Source organism: Streptomyces sp. NBC_00459 (assembly GCF_036013955.1).
Taxonomy (GTDB): Bacteria; Actinomycetota; Actinomycetes; order Streptomycetales; family Streptomycetaceae; genus Streptomyces.
The window spans coordinates 6,140,140-6,165,755 of sequence record NZ_CP107903.1; the positions used below are offsets into that span (position 1 = coordinate 6,140,140).

The following is a 25,616-nucleotide window of genomic DNA, read 5'->3' on the forward strand; positions in this document are numbered from 1 at the left end:
CAGGTTTCGTGCCTTGGGGAAACGGGCATTCGGCCGTGTTTCGGGGGACTGCGGGCACGGGTTTGGCCTGGCGTTCGAAGATTGTTCGAATCTCGGGTGCTGTTCGGCGGTCCTGAACCGCCTGTGTGCGGCGTTCGGGCCGGGGTTCACGCCACGGTCAGTCCGCCGGTTCGGGCCCGGTCGGTCCGCGCATCGGCGGCCAGGGAGTGGTCGCTCTCGTCCAGGGCCTGCCGTATCCCGGTCGCGACGGCCGGGTGCACCGGCAGGGCGAGGTGGCCGACGCCGGTGACCTGCACGTTCTCTGCCAGTAGGTCCGGGTGGTCGATGCGGGCCGTCTCCGGCGGGTCCATCACATGGTCCAGATCGCTCCAGAAGCTGACGAAGCGCGTACGGCAGTCCGATGCGGGCAGGCGCAGCTCCTCGATGACCTCCGAGCCGGGGCGCATCTGGCGGACGATCGGGTGCGCGTCGGCCAGCGGGACGGCCCGGGTTCCGGAGTGCGGGGTGCCGAGGGAGACGAGCGTACGGACGCGGAGGTCACCGCCGAGGCGCTGCACGTAGTAGCGCGCGATCAGGCCGCCCAGGCTGTGCCCGACGATGTCCACCTGTGGCTGGCCCGTGCGCCTGCATATCTCCTCTATGTGCCGGCCGAGCAGCTCGGCCGCGGTGCGGATGTCGCAGGTCAGCGGGGAGTAGTTGAGCGACTCGATCTGTCGGCGGCCGTGTTGGGCGAGGGACCGGCGCAGCAGGACGAAGACGGAGCGGTTGTCGATGAAGCCGTGGAGGAGGACGACCGGGGGTTTCGGCTCCGCGGGCAGGCGGGTGGGGGAGCCGGCGGCAGCGGAGGCCCCGGGGAGCGCGGCGGGGTCGGGGGTCGTGGCCCGGCGTTCCTGGACGATGCCCGACGGATAGAGGAGCAGATGCCCGGCCAGGATCGCGATCTCCAGGGCGGTCGCCTTGAGCAGCGCGACGGAGATTCCCGTCAGCCTGCTCGGCAGGACGCGCTGACAGAGCGGAAGCAGGGGCAGTGCTGCCCGGATGACCTTCATGGCCGACCTCCTGTCGGCACGCGGGAGGACTTCTCTGTCCCCCGTGTGCCCTCGTGGGGGGTCGCGACGAGGGCGGCCGGTGGTGTCGGTGGTGGTGCACGAGTGAGGCATGCGGCGTGTGTGACGCCAGGGGGGTGGCGAACTCCTTGCCTGATGGCGACGAAGCTCCCCGCTGTCGTGCCCCCACTGCCCTTCGTGCCATCTCCGACGCACCGCACCCCCACGGCGCGCGGCTCGCGACGCGGTGGTGCGACGACCTCGATGCGGCTCCCCTTGCGCCGGTCCCACCGGTGCGCGGCGAACGTGTCCCACCGTGTGATTTCCCCCTCGGCATCCGTCGCGAAACTGCCGGTTGCGGGATGCTTGACATAACGTTCGTTCACTTCATGGAGGCAGCGATGGGTGTGGCAGCCGGTCCGATCCGCGTGGTGGTGGCGAAGCCGGGGCTCGACGGCCACGACCGCGGAGCAAAGGTGATCGCGCGGGCGCTGCGTGACGCCGGTATGGAGGTCATCTACACCGGCCTCCACCAGACCCCCGAGCAGATCGTCGACACCGCGATCCAGGAGGACGCCGACGCGATCGGGCTCTCCGTGCTCTCCGGCGCCCACAACACGCTCTTCGCTGCCGTGATCGATCTCCTGCGGGAGCATGACGCGGCGGACATCAAGGTGTTCGGCGGCGGGATCATCCCCGAGGCGGACATCGCAGCGTTGAAGGAGAAGGGGGTTGCGGAGATCTTCACTCCTGGGGCGACCATGGATTCCGTTGTGGAGTGGGTGCGGGGGGCGGTACGGGGGTGAGGGGGGTGCTGTTCAGACCCCTTGGTGCCTTCGTTCTTGAAGCTCCTCAGCTCCTCAGCTCCTCAGCTCTTCCGCCATCGCCGCGCGCAGGCGCAACGTGCCCACGAGGCGTTGGAACGCCTCTGCCCAGTAGGTTCCCGCGCCCGGTGACGCGTTCTCCCCTTCGTCGGGTATCGCCAGCAGGCCGTCGAGGCGACCGGCCTCGGAGGGATCCAGGCAGCGTTCCGCGAGCCCCATCACTCCGCTGAAGCTCCATGGGTAACTCCCCGCGTCCCGAGCGATATTGAGCGCGTCGACCACTGCCCGACCGAGCGGCGGAGCCCACGGCACCGCGCACACCCCGAGCAACTGGAATGCCTCGGACAGCCCGTGCGTCGCGATGAACCCCGCCACCCAGTCGGCACGTTCGGCGGAGTCCAGCGTGGCGAGCAGCTTCGCCCGCTCCGCCAGGGACACCGCCCCTGGCCCGCCGGCCTCGGGTGTCGAGGGAGCGCCGAGGAGCGCCCGGGACCAGTCCGCGTTCCGCTGCCGTACCGCCGCCCGGCACCACGCGGCGTGCAGCTCGCCCTGCCAGTCGTCTGCCACCGGCAGCGCCACGATCTCCTCCGGCGTACGTCCGCCGAGCCGTCCCGGCCACGATCCGAGCGGGGCCGCCTCCACCAACTGGCCCAGCCACCAGGACCGTTCACCGCGCCCCGCCGGGGCCTTGGCCACGACGCCGTCGCGCTCCATGCCGGCGTCGCACTCGTGCGGCGCCTCGACGACGAGCGCGGGCCCGCCCCCTGTACCGCTCCTGGCCTCGGTGCTGTTCGTGTGGTCGAGCGCCACGCATGCCCCCGCGCGGACCGCCATCCGTGCGGCAAGTGCCGAATCCGGCAGCGCGGACAGCAACTCCGCTGCCGTCGCCCGGACGTTGCGGCTGCGGTCGGCCAACGCCCGCTCCAGGAACGGCTCGTCCTCGGCGCGCAGTCCCGCGCGGAGCGAGTCGAGAAACATCAGCCGGTCCTCGGCACGCTCCGTCTGCCAGGTCGTCTCCAGCAACTCCCGGGCGGCGGCCGGCTCCCGCGCGCGTATCGCCGCGAGGAGGGAGACGCGTTCGGCGAACAGGCCTTCCTGCCACAGCCGCTGGATCCGTTCCGTCTCCTCGGCCCCGGGCAGGGCCGCGCCGCCGCCCGGGGTCGAGCGCAGGGCGAACCGCCAGTCCGGGTTCAGCCGGGCGAGCCACAGCGCGCGCGGGCCCGCGAACGCCAGCGCCGCCGGACGCAGATCCGTACGCCCCCTGGCCGCGTCGAGCAGTGCCGGCAGCGACTCTGGAGGGGCCGCGAAACCGTGCGTGTTCGCCGCCGTGAGCCACTGGGGCAGCAGCTCCATCAGATCCGGCGCCGTGCCCCGGCGACCGCTGCCGCCGGGGATGCCGGGCCGGTCGGCCAGCAGTAGCGCCAGCCTGCGGGCCGCCGCGCGGGGCAGTGGCGGGCGCGGGTCCGCCACAGCGGGCTCCGGCCGCGCCGCCGCCCGGGCCGGCCGCAGCCCTGCCCGGCGCCGTACGGTCTCCACGGCCGCCGCGTCGAGCAGCGCGACCGGCGCCTGCCTGCCCGGCGGGAAGCCCGGAGGCGTACGCCGCTCGGTGCCGAGCAGTGCCGCGGTGACCAGCTCCTCCCAGGCGTCCGCCGCGGGCGATCCCACGGGGGCGGAGGCCCTGCTGCCGTTCATGAGATTCCCTTTCGTGGGGAGCCGTCGTGTCGTGGAGCCGTGAGTCGTCGGTGTGGCGAGCCGCTTCAGCACAGCGGGACCGCCTGTCCCGCCGCTCCCTCCGGCCAGGCCGTCAGAGGGGTGAAACCCCGGTGACCGCACTCGCCGAAGACCGTGACGGGGGCGCCGCCCGACAGGGCGACGAGGCGCCAAAGGCCCGGGTGAGCCACGGCGGAGGGGGACATGGGCAACGCCAGGTCGGTGTCGGCGTCCGCCAGTTGCCAGGAGCCGCCGTCCGGGACGGGTATGACCCGGTCCAGCGTCACCGGGCAGGAGTCCAGCCAGGGGTCGTCCCGAAGTGCCTCCCCGTAGCGCTCTGCCGCGTGCGCGGTCGTCGTCCCGGGCGGCCGCACCTCCGTCGGCGCGGGCGGAGTGAACCGCTCCCCCAGGGCCGCCCGAAGCTGCCCGGCGCCGGGATACGCGGACACCTCGGCCTCGAACGCCAGACCGACAGGCAGTGCCAGTTCGGGGGCGCGGCCGGCCGCGCCGTAGGAGAGGAGCAGGGCGGTGCGGCCCGACTCCGCGCCGTGCAGCCAGATCCGGCGGGTCGTCAGGCGGGCGTCCGCCGTCTCGTACTGGGCGAGGACCAGCCAGAGGTCGCGCACCGGCGGGCCGTCCGCCGAACCGGGCAGGCCGACCCTCGACCGCACCGTCGCCGCCAGACCGTCCGGCAGCTCGTCCCGGCGCAGCCAGCCCCGGTCGAGGAGATGGAGCAGCGCGCACTCCTCCAGCAGCCGCACCGGCCAGCCCGGGCCGGACGCCGGAATTGCCCCCAACTCCCTTACCCGCGCTGCCAGTCCGGGGGCCTGGGCATCGACCATGCGGGCCGCCGTCTCCTCCCACAGTCCGTAACCCGCCTGCTCTGCCGTGGCCAGGCCGCCGCGCAGGAGGTCGGTGAGGCGCTGCTCCAACTCCGTCGCCCCCGCAGTGATCCGCTCGGCCCGGCGCTCCGCCCTGCGCCGCGCCGCCTCCGGATCACCGGACCCGGACGGGGAACCCTCCTCGCCCGCCGTCCGTTTCCCCTCCGCTCGCTTCCGCCGCCCCGCCAGCCACTCCTCCGCCCAGCCCGGCGCATCCCCTCGCGGCACCGCGCCGTCCTCGGCCGCCCAGAGCAGCAGCAGCCCGAGAGCGTGCTTGCAGGGGAACTTGCGGCTCGGGCAACTGCACTTGTACGCGGGCCCGGAGGCGTCCGCGATGTCGACGACCGTCTGATACGGCTTGCTGCCACTGCCCTTGCACAGTCCCCACACCGTCCCCTCGTCAGAGCTGCCGGCCTCCGACCACGGCCCGGCCGCGCCGAGTTTGCTTCCCGCTTTGCGTGACGAGACGTCAGGCGCCAGTGCCAGCACCTGATCCGCCGTCCAGCGCACCCCCTGCTGAGTCATGACATCGAAGGTAGGTCCCGGCACTGACAATCGGCCCTCGCAGCGATCTCCACTCAGCTCTCGGAACAGCATTTCCGCAGGTCAGAGTGCATTGTCAGTGGCGTGGTGCAGTGTGGTCACCAGATCCGAACGGGCCAAGACCGGCCGAGCTGGAGGGGGACCGAGCCATGTCTGTTTCCGCTGAACCGACATCCGTCGACTCACGTGACGAGCAGTCCGCGCACGCGAACGGCACGGAGGAACTGCGCCCGCACGCCGAGGACGCCTTCGCCGCCGAACTCGCGGCGCTGGCCGCGCAGGACGACCGCCCGCGCCCGGCCCGCTGGAAACTGTCGCCGTGGGCCGTCGCGACCTACCTGCAGGGCGGCACCCTGCCCGACGGCACGGTGATCACACCGAAGTACGTGGGCCCGCGCCGCATCGTCGAGGTTGCCGTCACGACCCTCGCGACCGACCGTGCCCTGCTGCTGCTCGGTGTGCCAGGTACGGCGAAGACCTGGGTGTCCGAGCACCTGGCGGCGGCGGTCAGCGGCAACTCGACGCTGCTGGTCCAGGGCACGGCCGGCACGCCGGAGGAGGCGATCCGGTACGGCTGGAACTACGCGCGGCTGCTCGCGCACGGCCCGAGCCGCGAGGCCCTCGTACCCAGCCCCGTCATGCGGGCGATGGCGGAGGGGATGACGGCCCGCGTCGAGGAGCTGACCCGTATCCCTGCCGACGTACAGGACACGCTGATCACGATCCTGTCGGAAAAGAACCTGCCGATACCGGAGTTGGGGCAGGAGGTGCAGGCGGTACGAGGGTTCAACCTGATCGCGACGGCCAACGACCGCGACCGTGGCGTCAACGAGTTGTCCAGCGCTCTGCGCCGCCGCTTCAACACGGTGGTGCTGCCGCTGCCGGAGAGTGCCGATGCCGAGGTCGACATCGTTTCGCGCCGGGTCGACCAGATCGGCCGCTCGCTCGACCTGCCAGCCGTGCCGGACGGTGTCGACGAGATCCGTCGCGTCGTGACCGTCTTCCGTGAACTGCGCGACGGGGTCACGTCGGACGGCCGGACGAAGCTGAAGTCGCCCAGCGGCACGCTGTCCACCGCCGAGGCGATCTCGGTCGTCACCAGCGGTCTGGCCCTGGCGGCCCACTTCGGCGACGGCGTCCTGCGGGCCTCCGACGTCGCCGCGGGCATCCTCGGCGCCGTCGTCCGCGATCCGGCGGCCGACCGGGTCGTCTGGCAGGAGTACCTGGAGGCGGTGGTCCGCGAACGCGACGGCTGGAAGGACTTCTACCGGGCGTGCCGGGAGGTGAGCGCGTGAGCCGGCGCAGGGGCAGGGGTGCGGGTGTGGATGTGCGGGGGCGTGTGTACGGGTTGTCGATGGGAGGCGGTTCGGTGTCCATGCGGGTGGGTGGCGTGAGTACGGCGGTCGACGACGGTGACTCGACCTGGCGTGGGAGGCGAGTGGCGTGACCGACGTCGAGGGGGGCGCCGGGCCGTTGCTGCTCGGCGTACGTCATCACGGGCCCGGGTCGGCGCGGGCGGTACGGGCCGCGCTGGCGGCGGCGCGGCCGGCGGTCGTACTGATCGAGGGGCCGCCCGAGGCCGACGCCCTGGTCCCGCTGGCCGCCGACGAGGACATGCGACCGCCGGTCGCCCTGCTGGCCCACGCCGTGGACGAACCCGGCCGCTCGGCGTTCTGGCCGCTGGCCGAGTTCTCCCCGGAGTGGGTGGCGATCCGCTGGGCCCTCGAACACGGGGTCCCCGCCCGCTTCATCGACCTCCCCGCCACGCACACGCTGGCGTGGGGGAGCGAGGGCGAGGAGCAGCGGGAGGAGGGGGAGCGCAAGGACGGAGGTGAGGGGGACGGGACCGACGGTCCGGTGTCCGACCCCGCCCCGGACGCCGATGTGCGGGTCGATCCGCTCGCCGTGCTCGCGCGGACCGGCGGTTACGACGATCCGGAGCGCTGGTGGGAGGACGTCGTCGAGCACCGGGGTGCGGGGCAGGGGGACGTGTTCGCCCCCTTCGAAGTGCTCGAAGAGGCCATGGGCGCGCTGCGCGAGGTGTACGGCACCGGGGGGCACGACCGGGACCCCGTGCGGGAGGCGTACATGCGGCTCCAAGTGCGAGCGGCACAGCGGGAGTTCGGGGACGCTTCGGTGGCCGTGGTGTGCGGTGCCTGGCATGTGCCCGCGCTGCGGCGGAAGACCGCCGTCGCCGCCGACCGGGCGTTGCTGAAAGGACTGCCCAAGGTCAAGGTGGATGTGACCTGGGTGCCGTGGACGCATCGCCGGCTCGCGCGGGCCAGCGGTTACGGGGCGGGCATCGACTCACCCGGCTGGTACGGGCATCTGTTCGGAGTGCCGGACCGGCCGGTCGAGCGGTGGATGACCAAGGTGGCGGGGCTGCTGCGCGACGAGGACAGGATGGTCTCCTCGGCGCATGTCATCGAGGCGGTGCGGCTGGCGGAGACGCTCGCCGCGATGCGGGGCCGCCCGCTGCCGGGACTGACCGAGACGACCGACGCCGTGCGGGCGGTGATGTGCGAGGGCTCGGACGTCCCGCTGGCCCTGGTGCAGGACCGGCTCGTCGTCGGAGACGTGCTCGGGGAAGTACCGGAGGCGGCGCCCGCTGTGCCGTTGCAGCGCGACCTGACGCGGCTCCAGCGCCGGTTGCGGCTCAAACCGGAATCGCTGGAACGGGAGTTGGAGCTCGACCTGCGCAAGGAGACCGACGCCGGGCGCAGTCGGCTGCTGCACCGCCTGCGGCTGCTCGGGATCGGCTGGGGCGAACCCGCGGCGTCGCGCGGCAGCACCGGCACCTTCCGGGAGACATGGCGGCTGCGATGGGAGCCGGAGCTGGCGGTACGGGTCGCCGAGGCCGGTGTGTGGGGGACGACCGTGCTCTCGGCGGCGACCGCCAGGGCGGAGGCCGACGCAGTCGGCGCGGGCTCGCTGGCGGACGTGACCGCACTCGCCGAGCGCTGTCTGCTCGCCGAACTGGCCGACGCGCTCCCCGTGGTGATGCGTGTTCTCGCCGACCGCGCGGCCCTGGACGCCGACGTGGGCCACCTCGCCCAGGCCCTGCCGGCACTGGTCCGGTCTCTGCGCTACGGCGACGTACGCGGCACGGACACCCGGGTGCTGGCCGAGGTCGCGGCGGGCCTCGCCGAGCGCGTCTTCGTCGGGCTGCCCCCGGCCTGTGCCGCGCTCGACACGGAGGCCGCCGAGGAAATGCGGCGCCATGTGGACGCGGTGCACGGGGCGGTGGGGCTGCTCGGGGAGGCCGTGGGCCCGGATCCGGCGGAACCTCCGGCGGGTACCGCTGCTGAGGAGGCGCCGCCGGGCATCGTCCGCGCGGGCACCGATGTGGAGAGCCCCACGAGAGCCGCTGATCCCGAGGACCCTCCCGCAGGCGGCACCGAGGCCACGTCTGCCTCCTCGTCCTCGGATGCTCTCGCGTACACCGCTGCGGATGCCCCAGAACCGGGACGCCACATCGAGCTGCGGCGCCGTTGGCACGCCGTGCTCCGGGTGCTGTCCGCGCGGGACAGCGTGGCCGGAGTCGTGCGCGGGCGGGCCGTGCGGCTGCTGCTGGACGACGGGGAGCTGGCGCACGACGAGGCGGCGCTGCTCATGGGGCTCGTGCTGTCGCCCGGGACGGCACCGGGGGACGCGGCAGCGTGGATCGAGGGGTTCGTCGGAGGCGGCTCCGGGGGCGGAATGCTGCTGGTGCACGACGAACGGCTGCTCGGGCTGGTCGACGCCTGGCTGACCGGGGTGCCGACGGAGGCGTTCACCGATGTGCTGCCGCTGCTGAGGCGCACCTTCTCGGCGTACGAGCCCGGGGTGCGTAGAACGCTGGGGGAACTGGTCCGGCGCGGTCCCGGGAAGCGGGGGAGCGCGGTGGCAGGCGCCGTCGGTCTGCCGGGCTTCGCACTCGGCCTCGACGCCCGGCGGGCGGATGCCGTGCTGCCGGTGCTGCGGCTGCTGCTGGGGCTGTCGGCCGCGGGTGACGGAGGCGTCGACAACAACCTTGTGGGGGTGGGGACATGACGACGGCGACCGAGTCGGCGGATCCGGCACAGGAGCGGTTGCGGCGATGGCGCCTCGTGCTCGGGGGCGACGCGGCGGACGGTACCGGGTGCGCGCTCTCCGGGCAGGACGCCGCGATGGACGGGGCGCTCACCGCGCTCTACGGGCGAGGGGACGGGGGCAAGGGCCGGGCGGGGCGGGAACGTTCGGCGGGGCTCGGGGCGTCCGCGCCGTCGGTCGCGCGGTGGCTCGGTGACATCCGGACGTACTTTCCGTCGTCCGTCGTCCAGGTGATGCAGCGCGACGCCATCGACCGGCTCGGTCTCTCCGCCCTTCTGCTGGAGCCCGAGATGCTGGAGGCGGTCGAGGCGGACGTCCACCTCGTCGGCACGCTGCTCTCCCTCAACAAGGCGATGCCGGAGACGACGAAGGAGACGGCGAGAGCGGTCGTACGCAAGGTCGTCGAGGACCTGGAGAAGAGGCTCGCCTCGCGGACCCGGGCCACGCTCACCGGCGCGCTGGACCGCAGTGCCCGTATCAGCAGGCCGCGCCATCACGACATCGACTGGAACCGCACGATCGCGGCCAACCTCAAGCACTACCTGCCCGAGTACCGCACGATCGTGCCGGAGCGGCTCGTCGGCTACGGGCGCGCCTCCCAGTCGGTGAAGAAGGAGGTCGTCCTCTGCATCGACCAGTCCGGTTCGATGGCGGCGTCGGTGGTGTACGCGTCGGTGTTCGGGGCGGTGCTGGCGTCCATGCGGTCGATCGACACCCGGCTCGTCGTCTTCGACACTGCTGTCGTCGACCTCACCGATCAGCTCGACGATCCGGTGGACGTGCTGTTCGGTACGCAGCTCGGCGGCGGTACGGACATCAACAGGGCGCTCGCGTACTGCCAGTCGCAGATCACCCGGCCCGCCGAGACCGTCGTCGTGCTGATCAGCGACCTCTACGAGGGCGGCATACGTGACGAGATGCTGAAGCGGGTCGCCGCGATGAAGGCGTCCGGGGTGCAGTTCGTGACGCTGCTCGCGCTGTCGGACGAGGGGGCGCCGGCGTACGACAGGGAGCATGCGGCGGCACTCGCGGCGCTGGGCGCACCGGCGTTCGCCTGCACGCCCGACCTGTTCCCGGACATCATGGCCGCGGCGATCGAGAAGCGCCCGCTGCCGATCCCCGACACCCAGTGAGCTCATTGAGCCCGTTGAGCCGAGGGAACCGAGTGAGCAAAGGATCATGAGGGCGGGCGCTTCGGTCGGCAAAAAGGACATGAGTGCGCATCGGTAACGGGGGACTTGCGCGACCTTGGGAGGGCCGTGCGAGGATCGGCGCCGCCTCGTCCTGCTCCTCGCTGTTCCTTGACGCTCGTGGTTCCTTGACGCCTGCCGTCGTATCGCCGCCCGGAAGAGTCCGTCCTCTTGAACTGGCCAGCCGCCCTGCCCGTTGCCGTACTGCGTGTGACGCGTACGGCGGCGGGGCGGCGCGCGTTGCGGGTGGCGGTGCTGGTCGGCGGGCTGTTCGCGTTCGGGTTCCTCTGCGGGGAGCGGGCGCACGCGGCGGAGGGCGCGCCGCCGGTGCGCGTCGATGTGGTTCGGCCGGTGGTCGAGAAGGTCGGTCCACCGGCCGGCGGTCTGGTGACGGCCGTTGCCAAGAGGCCGGCGGAGGTTCCGTCGTCGGAGCCGACGTCGCCCGTCTTGCCGACGCTTCCTGAAGTCTCTGCGTTACCCGTGCTTCCGGAACTTTCCGTGCTTCCGGAACTTCCCGAGTTGCCGGCGCTTCCGGAAATTCCTGAGCCGCCCGTGCTTCCGGGACTGCCCGCGTCGCCTACCGTCCCCTCTTCTCCTCCCTCTCCTGGCTCTCCTCCCTCTCCTGTCTCTTCGGCCCCTCCGGCCTCTGCCGTCCCGAACCCTCCCTCTTCCGCCACCGGCACCTCGTCCCCGGTACCCCCCTCGCCGCTGAAGACCCCGCCGACGCACGCTGCCGGTGCGGATCAGGGCGGAGTGCCGTACGGCCCTCGGTTCCCCGTTCGGGTCGGCGGTGCTGTGGACGTCGGTGGCGTGGTGGTGGCGGATGGCAGGGGTGGCGTGGATGTCTCGCGGGCGTCTGTGCGTCGGGCGCCCGGGGACATGCCGAACGGGGTGCCCCACGGGGCGCTCGGTGACCGGGCGGTCGTCGACAGTGGTGGTCCCCGGCACGGTGGCCAAGGAGACGGGCATGCCGTCGCGCTGGACCAGCGGACGCCGGTGTGCCTCGCACTGGTGCTCGCCCCGGTCGCCGCCGGTGCCGAGGCCAGGAACAGGTATCGGGACATTCCGGTGAGCCCCGCCTAGGCAGGGCTTCCCCTCCGTTCCGGCGCCGTGCGCGAAACCCGTCCCACCTGGGCCGAAAGAGTGCGCGACAACTGCACGGAGTGCCAGCCGGGTGCCCGACCGTCGCGGCCGCTCCGCGCAGCGGCACTTCACGCACCCGACCTCCGCACGCCCGACGTGCGGATCTTCCGGACTCCGCCAGGACAGCCCCCGTACGGCCGAATGCCATCGGTCGGGTCAGGGCGTGCCCGGCGGACGGCGGTGAGCGGTCCTCCAGGGGTGGGGACCGCTTGCCGGAGGACCGTCAAAGCCGTTGGCGGGCCTTCCCGAGGCCTCACCGGGCCCACCCCAGCCCGGTGAGGCCTCACCTTTGCACCCCTATGCATGCGTAACGCGTCTTTACGCCCCTCGCGCGGGCCGATCAAGGGCCGTCAGTGGCACTCTGTGACAGGTATCACCGCTCAGGTGTGATTCCTGATTTAGGGACCTGCGGGGTGCGGCGATAACCTGCGAGACGGACATGCCGCGCGCTCGGACATCGTGTGCGCCACCCTTGTGACACAGCGGACGTCACGTTGCCCATCGCGGCACGCCCACGCAGACAACGAACCGCGAGATCACTGATAGGGACGGACGCGCGTGGACCTGTTCGAGTACCAGGCGAGGGACCTCTTCGCCAAGCACGGTGTACCGGTGCTGGCCGGTGAAGTCATCGACACGCCTGAGGCGGCACGCGCGGCGACCGAGCGTCTGGGCGGCAAGTCCGTCGTCAAGGCGCAGGTGAAGGTCGGTGGGCGTGGAAAGGCCGGCGGCGTGAAGCTCGCCGCCACCCCGGACGAGGCCGTCGCCCGCGCGACGGACATCCTCGGCATGGACATCAAGGGCCACACGGTCCACAAGGTGATGATCGCCGAGACCGCGCCCGAGATCGTCGAGGAGTACTACGTCTCGTACCTCCTCGACCGCACCAACCGCACCTTCCTCGCCATGGCGTCCGTACAGGGCGGCGTGGAGATCGAGGTCGTCGCGGAGGAGAACCCCGAGGCCCTCGCGAAGGTCCCGGTCGACGCCAACGAGGGCGTGAGCATCGAGAAGGCCCGTGAGATCGTCGCGCAGGCGAAGTTCCCGGCCGAGGTCGCCGAGCAGGTCGCCGAGATCCTCGTGACCCTGTGGGACACCTTCATCAAGGAGGACGCCCTCCTCGTCGAGGTCAACCCCCTCGCGAAGGTCGCCTCCGGCAAGGTCATCGCCCTCGACGGCAAGGTCTCCCTGGACGAGAACGCGGAGTTCCGCCAGCCGGACCACGCCGCGCTCGAGGACAAGGACGCGGCCAACCCGCTGGAGGCCGCGGCCAAGGCCAAGAACCTCAACTACGTCAAGCTCGACGGTGAGGTCGGCATCATCGGCAACGGCGCGGGTCTCGTCATGAGCACCCTCGACGTCGTCGCCTACGCCGGTGAGAACCACGGTGGGGTCAAGCCCGCCAACTTCCTCGACATCGGCGGTGGCGCCTCCGCCGCCGTCATGGCGAACGGCCTGGAGATCATCCTCGGCGACCCGGACGTCAAGTCCGTGTTCGTCAACGTCTTCGGCGGCATCACCGCGTGCGACGAGGTCGCCAACGGCATCGTGCAGGCGCTGCAGCTGCTCGCGGACAAGGGCGAGGAAGTCTCCAAGCCCCTCGTCGTCCGCCTCGACGGCAACAACGCCGAGCTGGGTCGCAAGATCCTCTCCGACGCCAACCACCCGCTGGTCCAGCGTGTGGACACCATGGACGGCGCGGCCGACAAGGCCGCCGAGCTCGCGGCTGCGAAGTAAGGGAAGAGGGACAGAACAGCCATGGCTATCTTCCTGAACAAGGACAGCAAGATCATCGTCCAGGGCATGACCGGTGCCACGGGCATGAAGCACACCAAGCTCATGCTGGCGGACGGCTCCAACATCGTCGGCGGCGTGAACCCGCGCAAGGCGGGCACCTCCGTCGACATCGACGGCACCGAGATCCCGGTCTTCGGCACGGTCGCCGAGGCGATCGAGAAGACGGGCGCCAACGTATCGGTCCTCTTCGTACCGCCGGCCTTCGCCAAGGCCGCCGTGGTCGAGGCGATCGACGCGGAGATCCCCCTCGCGGTCGTCATCACCGAGGGCATCGCGGTCCACGACTCGGCCGCCTTCTGGGCGTACGCGCAGTCGAAGGGCAACAAGACCCGCATCATCGGCCCGAACTGCCCCGGTCTCATCACCCCGGGTCAGTCGAACGCCGGCATCATCCCGGGCGACATCACGAAGCCGGGCCGTATCGGCCTGGTCTCGAAGTCCGGCACGCTGACCTACCAGATGATGTACGAGCTGCGTGACATCGGCTTCTCGTCGGCCGTCGGCATCGGTGGCGACCCGGTCATCGGTACGACGCACATCGACGCGCTGGCCGCGTTCGAGGCGGACCCCGACACCGACCTGATCGTGATGATCGGTGAGATCGGTGGTGACGCGGAGGAGCGTGCCGCCGACTTCATCGCGAAGAACGTGACGAAGCCGGTCGTCGGTTACGTCGCCGGGTTCACCGCGCCCGAGGGCAAGACCATGGGCCACGCCGGTGCCATCGTCTCCGGCTCCTCCGGCACGGCTGCCGCGAAGAAGGAGGCCCTTGAGGCCGCCGGCGTCAAGGTCGGCAAGACGCCGACCGAGACGGCGAAGCTGGCGCGTGAGCTGCTCGCCGGCTGACGTTTCCCGGCTCTGCTGAGTTGAGTGTGAGTGGGCCCGTTCCCTTTGTCCGGGGCGGGCCCACTGGCGTTGGTGCCTGTGACCGCTCGAAGACCGCCCGAAGACTGCCTGAAGTCGGGCGGGCGGGGGTTCACCTCGGTTCCGGGTGCACCCTCCGCGGGCCGCTCGACGTCGTGTTCTCGAGTTTCTTGCGGAGGTCGCGTTCCGTCCGGGACAACGGTCCCGGTGCCGCCTGCGGTGGCACCCCCTCCACCGTCGTCCCCGGGGCCACCGGTGGCTCGTAGCGTGTCGGGGCCGTGTGGAGGGTGAACGTGGTGGCGCCGATCAGGGCGACGGTGAAGGCGATCGCCGCCCGGGTCCAGCTCCGGGCCCGGCGTTCGCTGCCCGCGCGGACGGACGAGGGGCGGGCGGCGCGCAGCCGGGCGTGGGTGGCCAGGCCCGCCAGGCCGGACGAGAGGCGGTCCGGGTCCGCGAGCTCCGGCAGACGGGTCGTCACCGCCGTACGGGCGTGGAGGAGGCGACCCACCGCCGCCCGGGTGCTCGCCTCCGTCTCCGCCGCGGTCTCGGGCAGGCCGAGACCCACACCGTCGTGGAGGACCAGGGTGCGGCGGTACGGCGGGGGGAGTTCCAGGAGGACGGACAGCAGTGTGCGGTCGGCCGGGTCGGCGGGTGGGGCCTCCGGGTGGCGGTGGCGGGGGCGGAAGCGGTGCCAGGGGGAGAGGGCGCACTCGTACGCCGTGGCCCGTACCCACCCTGCCGGGTCCGGGTCCACGGCCACCTCGGGCCAGCGGTGCCAGGCCAGCTGGAACGCCCGTTCGACCGACTCGCGCGCCAACTCGCGCCGCCCGGTGAGGAGATAGGTCTGGCGTACCAGGGTGGGGGCGCAGAACGCGTAGAGCGCGTCGAAGGCCTGAGCGGGAGTCAGGGGAGCGGCGGGTGGCAACTCTTCGCCGACCGCTGCTTCGGTGACCGCGACGGCGACCGTGGCGGTGGGGATGGGGGTGGGGGTGGCGGGAGCCGGTGTCGATGCCAGCAGGCTCGCGTACCTCTGTGCCTTGCGTCCGCGCGGTGTCGTACGGCCGGTCTCCCACGCGCGTACCGTCTCGCGGCTGACGCCCACCCGTTCGGCGACCTGAGCCTGTGTCAGCGACTGGGACTCGCGCAGGCGCCGGCGTTCGGTGGGCGGGGGCAGCGGGATCGTGGGGCTTTGCGTCACCAGGGGCCCCTTCGCGCGTAAAAGTACATAAAACGTATATTGAGTGACACGTCGTAAGTTCGCCTGTTACGCCGGGAAAGCGCGTGTCGTTGGGAGCATGGCGCTCGTGACCCAGACGACCGACCGACGGCTTCCCTTCCCGCCCCTGCGTACCCGGGTCCGCTCCCGGGGCCGTTCCCGGTTGCGCGATCGGCTCCGCGACCGTCTGCGCGACCGTTCCCCCGGACTGGGCGCCGGCCTGCTCGGCGGCGCGCTCGCGGCCGGTCTCGGGCTCGGTTCGTTCGCCGTGCTCGTGATGGTGCTGTGGATCAGCTCGCCGTATCCGGACAGCGGACCCGACGGCGCACTGCACATCGCCGCCGCGCTCTGGGTGCTCGCCCACGGCGCCGAACTCGTCCGCGTGGACGGCCTGTCCGGCGCTCCCGCCCCCGTCGGCGTCACCCCTCTCCTGCTGCTCGCGCTCCCGGTCTGGCTGCTGCACCGGGCCGCCCGCGACGCGACCGCGGGCCCGGACGACGAGGGGGCGACGGAGGATGCGCCCCCTCTGCCCGCCCGTACCGTCTGGCTCGGCGTCGTCGCCGGGTATCTGGCCGTCGGAGGGGGCGTCGCGCTGTACGCGGCCGGCGGCGGGCTGCGTCCCGACTGGGCGTGGACGGCCGTATGCGTGCCGTTGCTCGCCATGACGGCGGCGGGTGCCGGGGTGTGGACGGCGTACGGCCGACCGTGCGGGCCGCTGTCGCCCCGGGTGCTGTATCTGCTGCCCAGGTCGGTCCGGCGGCGGGCGCTCGACCCGGATGCCCGTGGCCGGGGCCTCGCCGCTGTGCGGGCCGCCGGAGCCGGAACCGCCGTGTTCGTCGGGGGCGGGGCGCTGCTCGTCGCGGTGTCGTTGGTGGGGCACGGCGGGGTCGCCCGGGCCTCCTTCCTCCAGCTGACGGAGGCGTGGTCGGGCCGGATCGCCGTACTGCTGCTCTGTCTGGCCCTGATCCCCAATGCGGCGCTGTGGGGTGCGGCCTACGCGCTCGGCCCGGGTTTCGCCCTCGGCGCGGGCCACGTCATCGGCCCGCCGGCCTCCGACCCGGCGCCGCTGCTGCCGCCGTTCCCGCTGCTGTCGGCGGTACCGGACGCAGGGCCGGGCACCCCGCTGACCTGGGCGGTCACCGCGGTTCCGGTGGCGGCCGGGCTGACGGTGGCCTGGTTCACGGCGCGGGCGGCAGGACCCGGAGAGGGGAGGACGCCCTGGTCGGGCGGGCGTACCGCCGCGAACGCGGGTCTTGCCGCCGCCCTGTGCGCGGGCGCGCTCGCCGTGCTGGCCGCGCTGGCGGGCGGCCCGCTCGGGAGGGACGCCCTCGCCCATGTCGGGCCGGTGTGGTGGCAGACGGGCGCGGCGACGCTGGCGTGGACGGCCTCCGTCGCCGTACCGACAGCCCTGGGGCTGCGCGCCTGGCGGCTGCGGAAGCGGCCGAAGGGCACCGGCACGGACATCGGCACGGACACCGGCACACTGAAGTTGACGCCCTCGGCGGCGACCGCCGGGGCGAAGCAGCGGCACGCGACCGCCGACGATGCCTACGCGGCGAGCGACCCCTACGAGGCGGAGGCCGCCTACGACTTCCTCCCCGCCGACCTGCCGTCAGTGTCACCGTCACTGTCGCCCTGGTACGACGACACCGCCTCCCGCGAGGCCCGCTGGGCGGCGCTCAGGGAGGCGTCGTCGACGACGCCTCCGGAGCCGGAGGAAGCGCGGCCGCAGCCGGAGGGGACGCAGCCCTAGCCGTGGCCGACTGCTAGCCGTTCGTGCCGAACACGTTCCTGAGTTGCTTCGGGAGCAGGTCGTTGCAGGCCTTCTCGGCGGTGGACGTGAGGGCGTCGTTCGTGCACGTGTAGTAGTCGCGGTACACGAACTGGAGGCTGAACGTCAGGGCGACCATGGCGAGCGCCAGGGAGGCCGTGACCAGGCCGCTGATCGCGGCCGTCCGCTGCTGTCGGCCCCCGCCGCCCGCGCCCTGCGGGGGTGCCGGGGTGTCGGGGTTCGGGGTGCGGGGCTTGGCGCGGAGGGCGCTGATGCCCCAGTGCAGGGCGAGCGCGCTGAGCAGCAGTGCCACGTACGGCCAGCTGAAGAGGGCGAAGAAGAAGGCCCACATACCGCACAGCAGTGCGTACCGCGCCTGGCGCTGGGCCGGGTCCGTCGGGTCCCAGCGCGGGTTGGTGCCCTGTCCGTCGCCCTGGCCGTCGGAGCCGCCCTGGCCACCCTGTCCGCCGGACCGGCCGGAGCGGTCGCCGAAGACGCCCGGGGAACGGCCGGGCTGCCGGTCGCTCCACTGACTGCCCCACGGGGAGCGCCCGCCGTCGCCGGAGGCGTCGTCGTCCGCCGGACGCCGGGGCTGCCAGGGCTTGTCCGGGGTGCCCTCCGGCGGCGGGGCGAACGGGTTGTCGTCCTGGGCCGTGCTCCCCTGACCGTCGCCGTTCGCGCCGGTGTCGCCGTTGTTCTTGCCCGAGGGTGCGTCGGGCGGCGACGTGGGGCGCTCCCGCAGCAGCACAGACTGCGGGGTGAGCGTGAGGAGTCGCAGGCTGCGGTCCGACATCAAGTGAGCGTCTTCCCCTTGTTGATCACGGCCGTTGGTTCACGGCTGTCGATTACGGCTGTTCGGTATGAGCCGTCACTCCGTGAACGCACCGCATGACGACCGCGTTCCCGGACCGGCTCCTCCCAGACGCTACCTTCCGGCCACGCCCCCGTCCCGTGGGGGCTGTCCGGAGTGCCGGTATCGTTGCTGGCGGTCGGCCGCTTCGTAGACTTCCCCGTATCCCGGGGCGCGAAGCATTCGTACGACCGTACAAACGCTCCCCCGAGAAAGGGCCCCGTCGTGGCCGAGTCCCAGGCCGCCAAGCGTCTTGTCGTGCTGGTCTCCGGATCCGGTACGAATCTGCAGGCGCTCCTCGACACCGTCGCGGCCACCGGCACCGAGGCCTACGGGGCCGAGATCGTCGCCGTCGGGGCCGACCGCGACGGCATCGAGGGGCTCGCGCGCGCGGAGCGGGCCGGGCTGCCGACCTTCGTGTGCCGGGTGAAGGACCACGGCAGCCGGGCGGAGTGGGACGCGGCGCTCGCCGGTGCGGTGGCCGCGTACGAACCCGATCTGGTCGTCTCCGCCGGGTTCATGAAGATCGTGGGCAAGGAGTTCCTGGCCCTGTTCGGCGGGCGGTTCGTCAACACGCATCCGGCCCTGCTGCCCAGTTTCCCGGGGGCCCACGGCGTTCGCGACGCGCTCGCGTACGGCGCGAGGGTCACCGGCTGCACCGTCCACTTCGTCGACGACGGCGTCGACACCGGACCGATCATCGCTCAGGGCGTGGTGGAGATCCGGGACGAGGACGACGAGAGCGCTCTGCACGAGCGCATCAAGGAAGTCGAGCGAAGGCTGCTCGTCGATGTCGTGGGGCGGCTCGCCCGCAACGGCTATCGCATTGAGGGACGAAAGGTAGTTATCCAGTGACCGCCGACATCACTGTCACGGCCGAGAGCAACAAGCGGGCCCTTCGCCGGGCGCTCGTCAGCGTCTACGACAAGACCGGTCTGGAAGAGCTGGCCCGTGGCCTGCACGAGGCCGGCGTGGAACTCGTCTCCACGGGATCGACGGCGGGCCGGATCGCCGCCGCCGGCGTCCCCGTCACCAAGGTCGAGGAGCTCACCGGCTTCCCCGAGTGCCTGGACGGCCGGGTCAAGACCCTGCACCCCAAGGTGCACGCGGGCATCCTCGCCGACCTGCGCCTGGAGGACCACCGCAACCAGCTCGCCGAGCTGGGCGTCGAGCCCTTCGACCTGGTCGTCGTCAACCTCTACCCGTTCCGCGAGACGGTCGCCTCCGGCGCCTCGCCCGACGAGTGCGTCGAGCAGATCGACATCGGCGGCCCGTCGATGGTCCGCGCCGCCGCCAAGAACCACCCGTCGGTGGCCGTGGTCACCAGCCCGGCGCGGTACGCCGACGTGCTGAGCGCCGTACAGACCGGCGGCTTCGACCTCACCACCCGCAAGCGGCTGGCCGCCGAGGCCTTCCGGCACACCGCCGAGTACGACATCGCGGTGGCGAGCTGGTTCGCGAGCGCCTACGCACCCGCGGACGACTCTCAGTTCCCCGAGTTCATCGCGGCCGCACTGGAGCGCAAGAGCACCCTCCGCTACGGCGAGAACCCGCACCAGCCCGCCGCGCTCTACGTCGACGGCACGGGGACCGGTCTCGCCGAGGCCGAGCAGCTGCACGGCAAGGAGATGTCGTACAACAACTACACGGACACGGACGCCGCCCGCCGTGCCGCGTACGACCACGCCGAGCCCTGCGTCGCGATCATCAAGCACGCCAACCCCTGTGGCATCGCGGTCGGTTCGGACGTCGCCGAGGCGCACCGCAAGGCGCACGCGTGCGACCCCCTGTCGGCCTTCGGCGGGGTCATCGCCGTCAACCGGCCGGTCAGCAAGGAGATGGCGGAGCAGGTCGCCGAGATCTTCACCGAGGTCATCGTCGCGCCCGACTACGAGGACGGCGCCCTCGAAGCCCTCGCCAAGAAGAAGAACATCCGCGTCCTGAAGGCCCCGGCCGCGCCCTCCCACCCCGCCGAGGTCAAGCCCATCGACGGCGGCGCGCTCCTCCAGGTGACGGACCGGCTCCAGGCCGACGGCGACGACCCGGCCAACTGGACCCTGGCGACGGGCGAGGCGCTGTCCGCGTCCGAGCTCGCGGAACTCTCCTTCGCCTGGAAGGCGTGCCGGGCCGTCAAGTCCAACGCCATCCTGCTGGCCAAGGACGGCGCCTCCGTCGGCGTCGGCATGGGCCAGGTCAACCGCGTCGACTCGGCGAAGCTGGCGGTCGAGCGGGCGGGCGAGGAGCGGGCGCGCGGTGCGTACGCGGCCTCGGACGCGTTCTTCCCGTTCCCCGACGGGCTGGAGATCCTGACGGCCGCCGGTGTCAAAGCCGTGGTACAGCCCGGCGGTTCGATGCGGGACGAACTGGTCGTGGAGGCCGCGAAGAAGGCGGGCGTCACGATGTACTTCACGGGGACCCGGCACTTCTTCCACTGAGGCTGAGTCATGAGTACGGCTGTGGCCCGCCGGAACCTCGGGTTCCGGCGGGCCACAGCCGTGAGCCGGCGACGGCGAACGCATGAATGCCCCCGTTGGACAAGCGGTGCTCAGGGGTGCCCCGTGGGCGACGCCGCGTCGTCGGCCGCCCGCTCGCAGTGCGGCCAGTCGTGGAAGTCGTGGTTCTGGCTCCACAGGCGTTTGGCCGCCCCGATATTCCACGCCGGGTCCAGCGCCTGCCGCGGTGTGCCGCCCAGTTCGCGCAGCCGGGCGTCGGAGATCTGGAACACACCCCAGTTACGGGTGCCGTTGGTGTTGGGCAGGATGTGCAGCGGGTCAAGGAAGGACTGGCAGTCCGCGATGGCGACGGCCTTGTCGGGCGCCTCCTTGAACTCCGCGCGGATGCGCTGCCGCACCTTCTCCGGCGACCACACGTTCATGCGCACCTTCGACGACGAGTACAGCGCCTCCTTCGTCGCGTCGTCCACGACACCGTTCGGCGGGAGACCGGCGAACACCTGGAACGCGGTGACCCGGCGCAGGGTCTGCGGCCCGAAGTCCGAGTCGACGCCGATGTCCGCGCCCTTGTCGCTCAGCAGCTGTTGCACCTCGTGGACGCAGGTGTCGTGCTGGCCCATCGCCACCACGGAACGGCAGGCGGCCGAGAACAGCACGCGGTCGTCATGGCTGGCGGACGACGCCTCGTTCGTCGACAGGACCCAGGCCGAGACGCCGAGCGTCAGGACCGCCGCCCCTGCGGCGACGGCCACGGAGTAGCGGGAGCGGCGGGCGGGGGCGGGGTCGCGCGTCGCGGGTGCCTCGACAGCGGTGTCCGCCACCGCGGTATCCACCGCCCCGCTGTCCTCCCCGTCGGCCTTCCCGCTGTCCTTTCCGCTGTCCTCCGCGTTCTCCTTGAGCCGGGCCGTGTCCGCGAGCGCCCACAGCCGGTGCAGCGACCGGAGTTCGTCGGGGGACGCGCCGCAGACCGTGCCGATGCGGTGGACGCTTCCGTAGTCCTGCGGCACCGAGGTGCCCTTGCAGTAGCGGTGCAGGGTGGAACCGGCGATGTCGGTCCTCTTCGCGAGTGCTTCGTAGCTCAGTCCTGATCTGTTCTTCAACGCACGCAATATCGCGGCGAGTTGTTCGGATTCCGGGTGTGCGGGCATGGTTTCCCCCCATGGCACGTTGGTCAGACGCTCCAGTAGCCGGGCCACTGTGCCATGCACGCCGTCCCATGGCCGATCCAACGATCTCGGAACGTGGCACGTGAACGGCGTCCCGCCGTCCCGGCATCCCATTGGGCCCGATCTCCTTGCCCGGTGGGTGCGTGCCTTGTCGGCGTCGGGCCGTCCGAGCAACGGTCGGCGCATCGGTCGACGAACTCAAGGAGATCAGGACCATGAACCTTTCCGTACTCAGGCCGCGCCGCATCAAGCCGCTCTTCGCCGTCCTCGCCGTCAGCGCGGCGGCGGCCACCGCTCTCGCCGTGCCCACGTCCGCTTCGGCCGCACAGGCGGCTCCCGTCGCCGTCGACTGCGCGAGCGGCGACATCTGTTTCTGGACGGGCGCCAACTTCACCGGCCAGAAGTGCTCGTGGGACGTCGCCGACCCCGACTGACAGAGCGGCTCGGTCCGTTGCTCATGGGCCGCCACGACGAACGTGAAGTCGGTGTGGAACGCCGGCACCGGCTCGTCCACCGGGGTCTCCTACTACCTGGGTGCCGACTACTCCGACCGGATCGGTTGCACCCGGCAGCAGCACGGCGGCAACCTCGCCGGCACCTACAAGGTCCGCTCCCACAAGTGGATCTCCGGCAGCTGCGGCTGAGCCCGCCTCGCCCGGCGCCCCAGGACCCGCTCCGGGCCGGGCGACGCACCAGGGCCGTGTCTCCCCCTTGTACGGGGTGGGACACGGCCCTTGACGGTGGACGGGGTGAACCTGCCGACGACTGCCTGTTACTGGTGAGCCGGGTACTTCGACCGGTTGAACCAGGCCGCGCCCTCGGACTTGCCGACGAACACCGCGACGAGGATCGCGAGCACGGTGTGCACCAGGCCGACGACGATGAACGGATACACGCCGAGGACCGCGGTGATGATCGCGAACACCAGGGTGGCGATCCGGACGCCGCTGCCGCCGCTGCCGAACTTCGCACCCAGGACGATCGCGAAGACACCCCAGGCGAGAACGACCGCGGTGATGGCCCACAGGGCGCCGGACGAGTAGTCGGCGAGCTGCTGGAAGTCGACGTCGTCCTTGAGCTGCTGGTCGTTCTTCGCGGCGTTGATCGCGACCGCGGACAGCGCGATGAGAATGGCGCCGATCACCTGGAAGCCCGCGATGACGAAGAGCATCACGCGGGCGGCCTTCACATTGCCCGGCATCGTGAGCGGGCCGCCCGGGTAGCCGCCGTAGCCCGGCTGCCCGTATCCCTGTCCGTAGCCCTGCTGGCCGAGCGGCGGGGCCGTCGGGTAGCCGTAGCCGGGCTGCTGGGGCGGGGTCTGCTGGGGGTAGCCGTAACCGGGCGCCGGCTGCTGGGGCTGCTGCTGGGGCGGGCCGTACGGGTTGTTCGGGTCGCCGAAACTCATGGCGGGGCTTCCTCCGTCTGCGTCAAGTGCGGGGACGACGCGAGGCACCGAACGGAGGAAGGTGATGTACAGATGCGGTCCGCCCCCCGGCCCTGCCCGCGGCACTGTGCTGCTTGTCGTTTTATCGTTCTTTAGTTCGCTTGTGCTTGTCCAGCCGCATAGTGCATGTGTTGTGCAAGTGCAACATCCGCGATCACGTGCGACCGGCGTGTGCACACGTCGGTGGGGACCCGGATCGGAACCTGGATCGGCACCCGGATTGGAACCCGGAGGCGGTCATCCGCGAGGATGGGGGCATGACCGCCCAGATTCTCGATGGCAAGGCCACCGCAGCCGCGATCAAGTCCGATCTGACCGCCCGCGTGGCGGCGCTGAAGGAGAAGGGCGTCACGCCCGGCCTCGGCACGATCCTCGTCGGGGAAGACCCCGGCAGCCAGAAGTACGTCGCCGGCAAACACCGCGACTGCGCGCAGGTGGGCATCGCCTCCATCCAGCGCGAACTGCCCGCCACGGCCACCCAGGAGGAGATCGAGGCGGCGGTCCGCGAGCTGAACGAGGACCCCGCCTGCACCGGTTACATCGTCCAGCTGCCCCTCCCCAAGGGCATCGACGAGAACCGCATCCTCGAACTGATGAACCCGGACAAGGACGCGGACGGCCTCCACCCGATGAACCTCGGCCGCCTCGTCCTGAACGAGCCGGCCCCGCTGCCCTGCACCCCCAACGGCATCCTCACCCTCCTCCGCAGCCACGGCGTCGAGATCAAGGGCGCGGAGGTCGTGGTTGTCGGCCGCGGTGTCACCATCGGCCGCCCGATGCCGCTGCTGCTCACCCGGCGCAGCGAGAACGCGACGGTGACGCAGTGCCACACGGGTACGCGTGACCTGGCCGCCCACCTCCGGCGCGCCGACATCATCGTCGCCGCCGCGGGCTCGGCCCACCTGGTCCGCCCCGAGGACGTGAAGCCGGGCGCCGCCGTCCTCGACGTCGGTGTCTCGCGCTCCGCCGAGGGCAAGATCGTGGGCGACGTCCATCCGGGCGTCGCCGAGGTCGCCGGCTGGATCTCCCCGAACCCCGGCGGAGTCGGCCCGATGACCCGTGCCCAGCTGCTCGTCAACGTGGTCGAGGCGGCGGAGCGCAGTGTCGGCTGAGGCGGAGGACAGGCGGGCGGTGGACGGCGGGCGCGGTACGCCCGGCGGTGGTCCGTCCGGCACCAGGATGTCCGGCACCAGGACGTCCGACATCGGAAGGACGTCCGAGCCGGGCCGGGTGCGTGAGGCCGGCCGGGTGTCCGAGACCGGTGGGTCACCCGAGGCCGGAGGGGCGTCCGGGCCGGGCGGTCGGGCCGGCGCCGCTCCGGCGTCCGGTGAGCCGCCCGAGCCCACTGTCGTCGACCCCGTCAGCGCGCCGGACGCCGAGGGGCGGCCCCGGCGTACGACGCGTCGCTTCCCCCTCTTCACGCGGGACACCGCGCGACCCGAGGGAGGCGGCCGGGCGGCTCCGGGGGACGCGCCGGCGCCTGCTCGGCAGTGGCCGATCCTTGCCGTGCTGAGCATGGTCGGGCTCGGACTGCTGCTGACCGCGCTCGACGTGTTCCGGTACGGGCTGCTGCTGATCGGGGCCGCGCTGCTGGCCGGTGCGGTGCTGCGCTGGGTGGTGCCGGACGTCGGGATGCTCGCCGTCCGCTCCCGGTTCACGGACATGGTCACGTACACGCTGCTGGGCACGGCCATCGTGCTGCTGTCGATGATGGCGCAGCCGAACCCGTGGCTGACGATCCCGTTCCTGGACGACACCCTGCACTACACGATCCGCAGCCAGGGCGGATAGGGCCGTACTTCACCCCGGCGGGAACCGAGCCACCGTCTGACATCGTCAAATGCCTCGGACCGGCAGTCGCGGATCGGCAGCCTCGGACCGGTCGACGAACGTCGAGGAGGACGCGCGATGAGCGCCTGGCAGCCGTTGCCGGACGATCTGCCGCCGGAGGTGCGGCACTTCGTCGAGCAGGTGCGGCTCCTCAAGGACCGCACCGGGCTCAGCCTGGCCGCGCTGGGCGCGCGCACCGCGTACAGCAAGTCCTCCTGGCAGCGGTACCTCAACGCGACCCAGCCGCCGCCCCGGCAGGCGATAGCCGCCCTGTGCCGGGTCGCGGGCCTCACCCCCGCCGACGCCGAGCGCTTCGGCGTCCGCTGGGAACTGGCGGTGCAGGCCTGGCCCCGGCCGCCGGCCCCGGATCCGGCGAAGCCGGAGCAGCAGGACGGGGTGTACGAGGAGGAGGTGCCCACGCTTCCGTGGTGGGTGGAGTCCGGGTCCGCCGGGAGTTCCGAGGCTTCGGTGGATCCGTCCCGGCGGGTGCTGCTCGTCGCCGTGCTCCTCGTACTGGTGCTCGGGCTTGTCGCGGTGGTCGGCGCTGTCGCTTTTGGTTGATGGTGCTGAGGGAATGTGACATCCCCGCGTCCGATGTGACCTTTCTCGTGCATTCTGTGTGGCGATATGTCGATAAGTTCGAGGAATCGCAACCGGGCCGCAACGCGGCAGGGTTAATCTGGGCAATCGGGACGGTCCGGGGCGTCCCGTGCGCCATCCAGGAGGTTCGGCCGACCGGGAGGGCTGTCGGTGGAACACTGGACCGTGGGCCGGGGGCGTGCAACGGTGCACCTCCAGGCCCGACAATGCTCCCGTG

The 25,616-nt window shown here is 71.9% G+C and carries 22 protein-coding genes; 15 read left to right on the plus strand and 7 right to left on the minus strand.

Going from position 1 to position 25,616, the window contains the following annotated elements; genetic code table 11:
- Positions 1-146: 146 nt before the first annotated feature.
- A complete protein-coding gene (locus OHN74_RS27155) occupies positions 147-1,049 on the minus strand; it encodes an esterase/lipase family protein (protein WP_327697200.1) in 903 nt (300 codons plus the stop codon).
- Between the two features lie 398 nt (positions 1,050-1,447).
- Here OHN74_RS27155 and OHN74_RS27160 point away from each other — a divergent pair, with 398 nt between their 5' ends.
- Entirely contained in the window at positions 1,448-1,852 is a 405-nt protein-coding gene (locus tag OHN74_RS27160) for a cobalamin B12-binding domain-containing protein (protein ID WP_327697201.1), read from the plus strand.
- Positions 1,853-1,906: 54 nt separating this feature from the next.
- On the opposite strand, the gene OHN74_RS27165 is transcribed toward OHN74_RS27160, so the two are convergent.
- Entirely contained in the window at positions 1,907-3,562 is a 1,656-nt protein-coding gene (locus tag OHN74_RS27165; protein ID WP_327697202.1) for a DUF5691 domain-containing protein, read from the minus strand.
- Positions 3,563-3,627: 65 nt separating this feature from the next.
- Positions 3,628-4,986, minus strand: a complete 1,359-nt coding sequence (locus OHN74_RS27170; protein ID WP_327697203.1) for an SWIM zinc finger family protein — start codon at positions 4,984-4,986, stop codon at positions 3,628-3,630.
- A 167-nt stretch (positions 4,987-5,153) separates the two neighbouring features.
- On the opposite strand from OHN74_RS27170, the gene OHN74_RS27175 reads away from it, so the two are divergent.
- The 6 genes from OHN74_RS27175 (at position 5,154) to sucD (ending at position 14,051) form a co-directional block, all read left to right on the plus strand.
- On the plus strand, positions 5,154-6,299 hold the full coding sequence (locus OHN74_RS27175) for an ATP-binding protein (protein ID WP_327697204.1): 1,146 nt from the start codon (positions 5,154-5,156) through the stop codon (positions 6,297-6,299).
- A gap of 148 nt (positions 6,300-6,447) precedes the next feature.
- A complete protein-coding gene (locus OHN74_RS27180; protein ID WP_327697205.1) occupies positions 6,448-9,036 on the plus strand; it encodes a DUF5682 family protein in 2,589 nt (862 codons plus the stop codon).
- Positions 9,033-10,208 carry a VWA domain-containing protein gene (locus OHN74_RS27185; RefSeq protein WP_327697206.1) on the plus strand — a complete coding sequence of 392 codons (1,176 nt, stop codon included), beginning with the start codon at positions 9,033-9,035 and terminating at the stop codon, positions 10,206-10,208. The genes OHN74_RS27180 and OHN74_RS27185 overlap by 4 nt, the downstream gene beginning before the upstream one ends.
- A gap of 936 nt (positions 10,209-11,144) precedes the next feature.
- Positions 11,145-11,348, plus strand: a complete 204-nt coding sequence (locus tag OHN74_RS27190; protein ID WP_327697207.1) for a hypothetical protein — start codon at positions 11,145-11,147, stop codon at positions 11,346-11,348.
- Positions 11,349-11,966: 618 nt separating this feature from the next.
- On the plus strand, positions 11,967-13,145 hold the full coding sequence (gene sucC / locus OHN74_RS27195; protein ID WP_327697208.1) for an ADP-forming succinate--CoA ligase subunit beta: 1,179 nt from the start codon (positions 11,967-11,969) through the stop codon (positions 13,143-13,145).
- Between the two features lie 21 nt (positions 13,146-13,166).
- Positions 13,167-14,051 (plus strand): succinate--CoA ligase subunit alpha, encoded by an 885-nt coding sequence (gene sucD / locus OHN74_RS27200; RefSeq protein WP_327697209.1) that lies wholly within the window; start codon positions 13,167-13,169, stop codon positions 14,049-14,051.
- A gap of 130 nt (positions 14,052-14,181) precedes the next feature.
- Here the strand turns inward: sucD and OHN74_RS27205 are convergent, their stop codons facing one another.
- Positions 14,182-15,267, minus strand: a complete 1,086-nt coding sequence (locus OHN74_RS27205) for a helix-turn-helix domain-containing protein (RefSeq protein WP_327697210.1) — start codon at positions 15,265-15,267, stop codon at positions 14,182-14,184.
- A 97-nt stretch (positions 15,268-15,364) separates the two neighbouring features.
- Between OHN74_RS27205 and OHN74_RS27210 the strand changes: the two genes are divergently transcribed.
- Positions 15,365-17,038: a cell division protein PerM gene (locus OHN74_RS27210; RefSeq protein WP_327697211.1), complete on the plus strand. Its 1,674-nt coding sequence runs from the start codon at positions 15,365-15,367 to the stop codon at positions 17,036-17,038.
- A gap of 13 nt (positions 17,039-17,051) precedes the next feature.
- Here OHN74_RS27210 and OHN74_RS27215 read toward each other — a convergent pair whose 3' ends face one another.
- Positions 17,052-17,849, minus strand: a complete 798-nt coding sequence (locus tag OHN74_RS27215) for a hypothetical protein (protein ID WP_327697212.1) — start codon at positions 17,847-17,849, stop codon at positions 17,052-17,054.
- A gap of 282 nt (positions 17,850-18,131) precedes the next feature.
- Between OHN74_RS27215 and purN the strand changes: the two genes are divergently transcribed.
- The gene (purN, locus tag OHN74_RS27220) at positions 18,132-18,761 is read left to right on the plus strand and encodes a phosphoribosylglycinamide formyltransferase (RefSeq protein WP_327697213.1); all 630 of its coding nucleotides are present in this window, start codon (positions 18,132-18,134) and stop codon (positions 18,759-18,761) included.
- Between the two features lie 8 nt (positions 18,762-18,769).
- Positions 18,770-20,341: a bifunctional phosphoribosylaminoimidazolecarboxamide formyltransferase/IMP cyclohydrolase gene (purH, locus tag OHN74_RS27225; protein ID WP_443060576.1), complete on the plus strand. Its 1,572-nt coding sequence runs from the start codon at positions 18,770-18,772 to the stop codon at positions 20,339-20,341.
- A gap of 110 nt (positions 20,342-20,451) precedes the next feature.
- On the opposite strand, the gene OHN74_RS27230 is transcribed toward purH, so the two are convergent.
- Entirely contained in the window at positions 20,452-21,507 is a 1,056-nt protein-coding gene (locus OHN74_RS27230; protein ID WP_327697215.1) for a helix-turn-helix domain-containing protein, read from the minus strand.
- A gap of 233 nt (positions 21,508-21,740) precedes the next feature.
- Between OHN74_RS27230 and OHN74_RS27235 the strand changes: the two genes are divergently transcribed.
- Together OHN74_RS27235 and OHN74_RS27240 are read left to right on the plus strand one after the other, a co-directional pair.
- Positions 21,741-21,959 (plus strand): peptidase inhibitor family I36 protein, encoded by a 219-nt coding sequence (locus OHN74_RS27235; protein ID WP_327697216.1) that lies wholly within the window; start codon positions 21,741-21,743, stop codon positions 21,957-21,959.
- A 51-nt stretch (positions 21,960-22,010) separates the two neighbouring features.
- On the plus strand, positions 22,011-22,169 hold the full coding sequence (locus OHN74_RS27240) for a hypothetical protein (protein ID WP_327697217.1): 159 nt from the start codon (positions 22,011-22,013) through the stop codon (positions 22,167-22,169).
- Positions 22,170-22,297: 128 nt separating this feature from the next.
- Here the strand turns inward: OHN74_RS27240 and OHN74_RS27245 are convergent, their stop codons facing one another.
- Positions 22,298-22,930 (minus strand): hypothetical protein, encoded by a 633-nt coding sequence (locus OHN74_RS27245; protein ID WP_327697218.1) that lies wholly within the window; start codon positions 22,928-22,930, stop codon positions 22,298-22,300.
- A 296-nt stretch (positions 22,931-23,226) separates the two neighbouring features.
- On the opposite strand from OHN74_RS27245, the gene OHN74_RS27250 reads away from it, so the two are divergent.
- The 3 genes from OHN74_RS27250 to OHN74_RS27260 all read left to right on the plus strand — a co-directional run bounded on the left by OHN74_RS27250 (position 23,227) and on the right by OHN74_RS27260 (position 25,360).
- Positions 23,227-24,081: a bifunctional methylenetetrahydrofolate dehydrogenase/methenyltetrahydrofolate cyclohydrolase gene (locus tag OHN74_RS27250; RefSeq protein WP_327697219.1), complete on the plus strand. Its 855-nt coding sequence runs from the start codon at positions 23,227-23,229 to the stop codon at positions 24,079-24,081.
- Positions 24,082-24,148: 67 nt separating this feature from the next.
- Positions 24,149-24,760, plus strand: coding sequence for a DUF3017 domain-containing protein (locus OHN74_RS27255; RefSeq protein WP_443060577.1), 612 nt, complete (start codon positions 24,149-24,151; stop codon positions 24,758-24,760).
- A 117-nt stretch (positions 24,761-24,877) separates the two neighbouring features.
- Entirely contained in the window at positions 24,878-25,360 is a 483-nt protein-coding gene (locus OHN74_RS27260) for a helix-turn-helix domain-containing protein (RefSeq protein WP_327697221.1), read from the plus strand.
- The last annotated feature ends 256 nt before the right edge of the window (positions 25,361-25,616 follow it).

What these genes read in the sequence shown, in the direction of transcription:
- OHN74_RS27155 (WP_327697200.1), bottom strand. Translation starts at nt 1,049, where the DNA reads ATGAAGGTCATCCGGGCAGCACTGCCCCTGCTTCCGCTCTGTCAGCGC.
- OHN74_RS27160 (WP_327697201.1), top strand. Translation starts at nt 1,448, where the DNA reads ATGGGTGTGGCAGCCGGTCCGATCCGCGTGGTGGTGGCGAAGCCGGGG.
- OHN74_RS27165 (WP_327697202.1), bottom strand. Translation starts at nt 3,562, where the DNA reads ATGAACGGCAGCAGGGCCTCCGCCCCCGTGGGATCGCCCGCGGCGGAC.
- OHN74_RS27170 (WP_327697203.1), bottom strand. Translation starts at nt 4,986, where the DNA reads ATGACTCAGCAGGGGGTGCGCTGGACGGCGGATCAGGTGCTGGCACTG.
- OHN74_RS27175 (WP_327697204.1), top strand. Translation starts at nt 5,154, where the DNA reads ATGTCTGTTTCCGCTGAACCGACATCCGTCGACTCACGTGACGAGCAG.
- OHN74_RS27185 (WP_327697206.1), top strand. Translation starts at nt 9,033, where the DNA reads ATGACGACGGCGACCGAGTCGGCGGATCCGGCACAGGAGCGGTTGCGG.
- OHN74_RS27190 (WP_327697207.1), top strand. Translation starts at nt 11,145, where the DNA reads ATGCCGAACGGGGTGCCCCACGGGGCGCTCGGTGACCGGGCGGTCGTC.
- sucD (WP_327697209.1), top strand. Translation starts at nt 13,167, where the DNA reads ATGGCTATCTTCCTGAACAAGGACAGCAAGATCATCGTCCAGGGCATG.
- OHN74_RS27210 (WP_327697211.1), top strand. Translation starts at nt 15,365, where the DNA reads ATGGCGCTCGTGACCCAGACGACCGACCGACGGCTTCCCTTCCCGCCC.
- OHN74_RS27215 (WP_327697212.1), bottom strand. Translation starts at nt 17,849, where the DNA reads ATGTCGGACCGCAGCCTGCGACTCCTCACGCTCACCCCGCAGTCTGTG.
- OHN74_RS27230 (WP_327697215.1), bottom strand. Translation starts at nt 21,507, where the DNA reads ATGCCCGCACACCCGGAATCCGAACAACTCGCCGCGATATTGCGTGCG.
- OHN74_RS27235 (WP_327697216.1), top strand. Translation starts at nt 21,741, where the DNA reads ATGAACCTTTCCGTACTCAGGCCGCGCCGCATCAAGCCGCTCTTCGCC.
- OHN74_RS27245 (WP_327697218.1), bottom strand. Translation starts at nt 22,930, where the DNA reads ATGAGTTTCGGCGACCCGAACAACCCGTACGGCCCGCCCCAGCAGCAG.
- OHN74_RS27250 (WP_327697219.1), top strand. Translation starts at nt 23,227, where the DNA reads ATGACCGCCCAGATTCTCGATGGCAAGGCCACCGCAGCCGCGATCAAG.
- OHN74_RS27255 (WP_443060577.1), top strand. Translation starts at nt 24,149, where the DNA reads ATGTCCGGCACCAGGACGTCCGACATCGGAAGGACGTCCGAGCCGGGC.
- OHN74_RS27260 (WP_327697221.1), top strand. Translation starts at nt 24,878, where the DNA reads ATGAGCGCCTGGCAGCCGTTGCCGGACGATCTGCCGCCGGAGGTGCGG.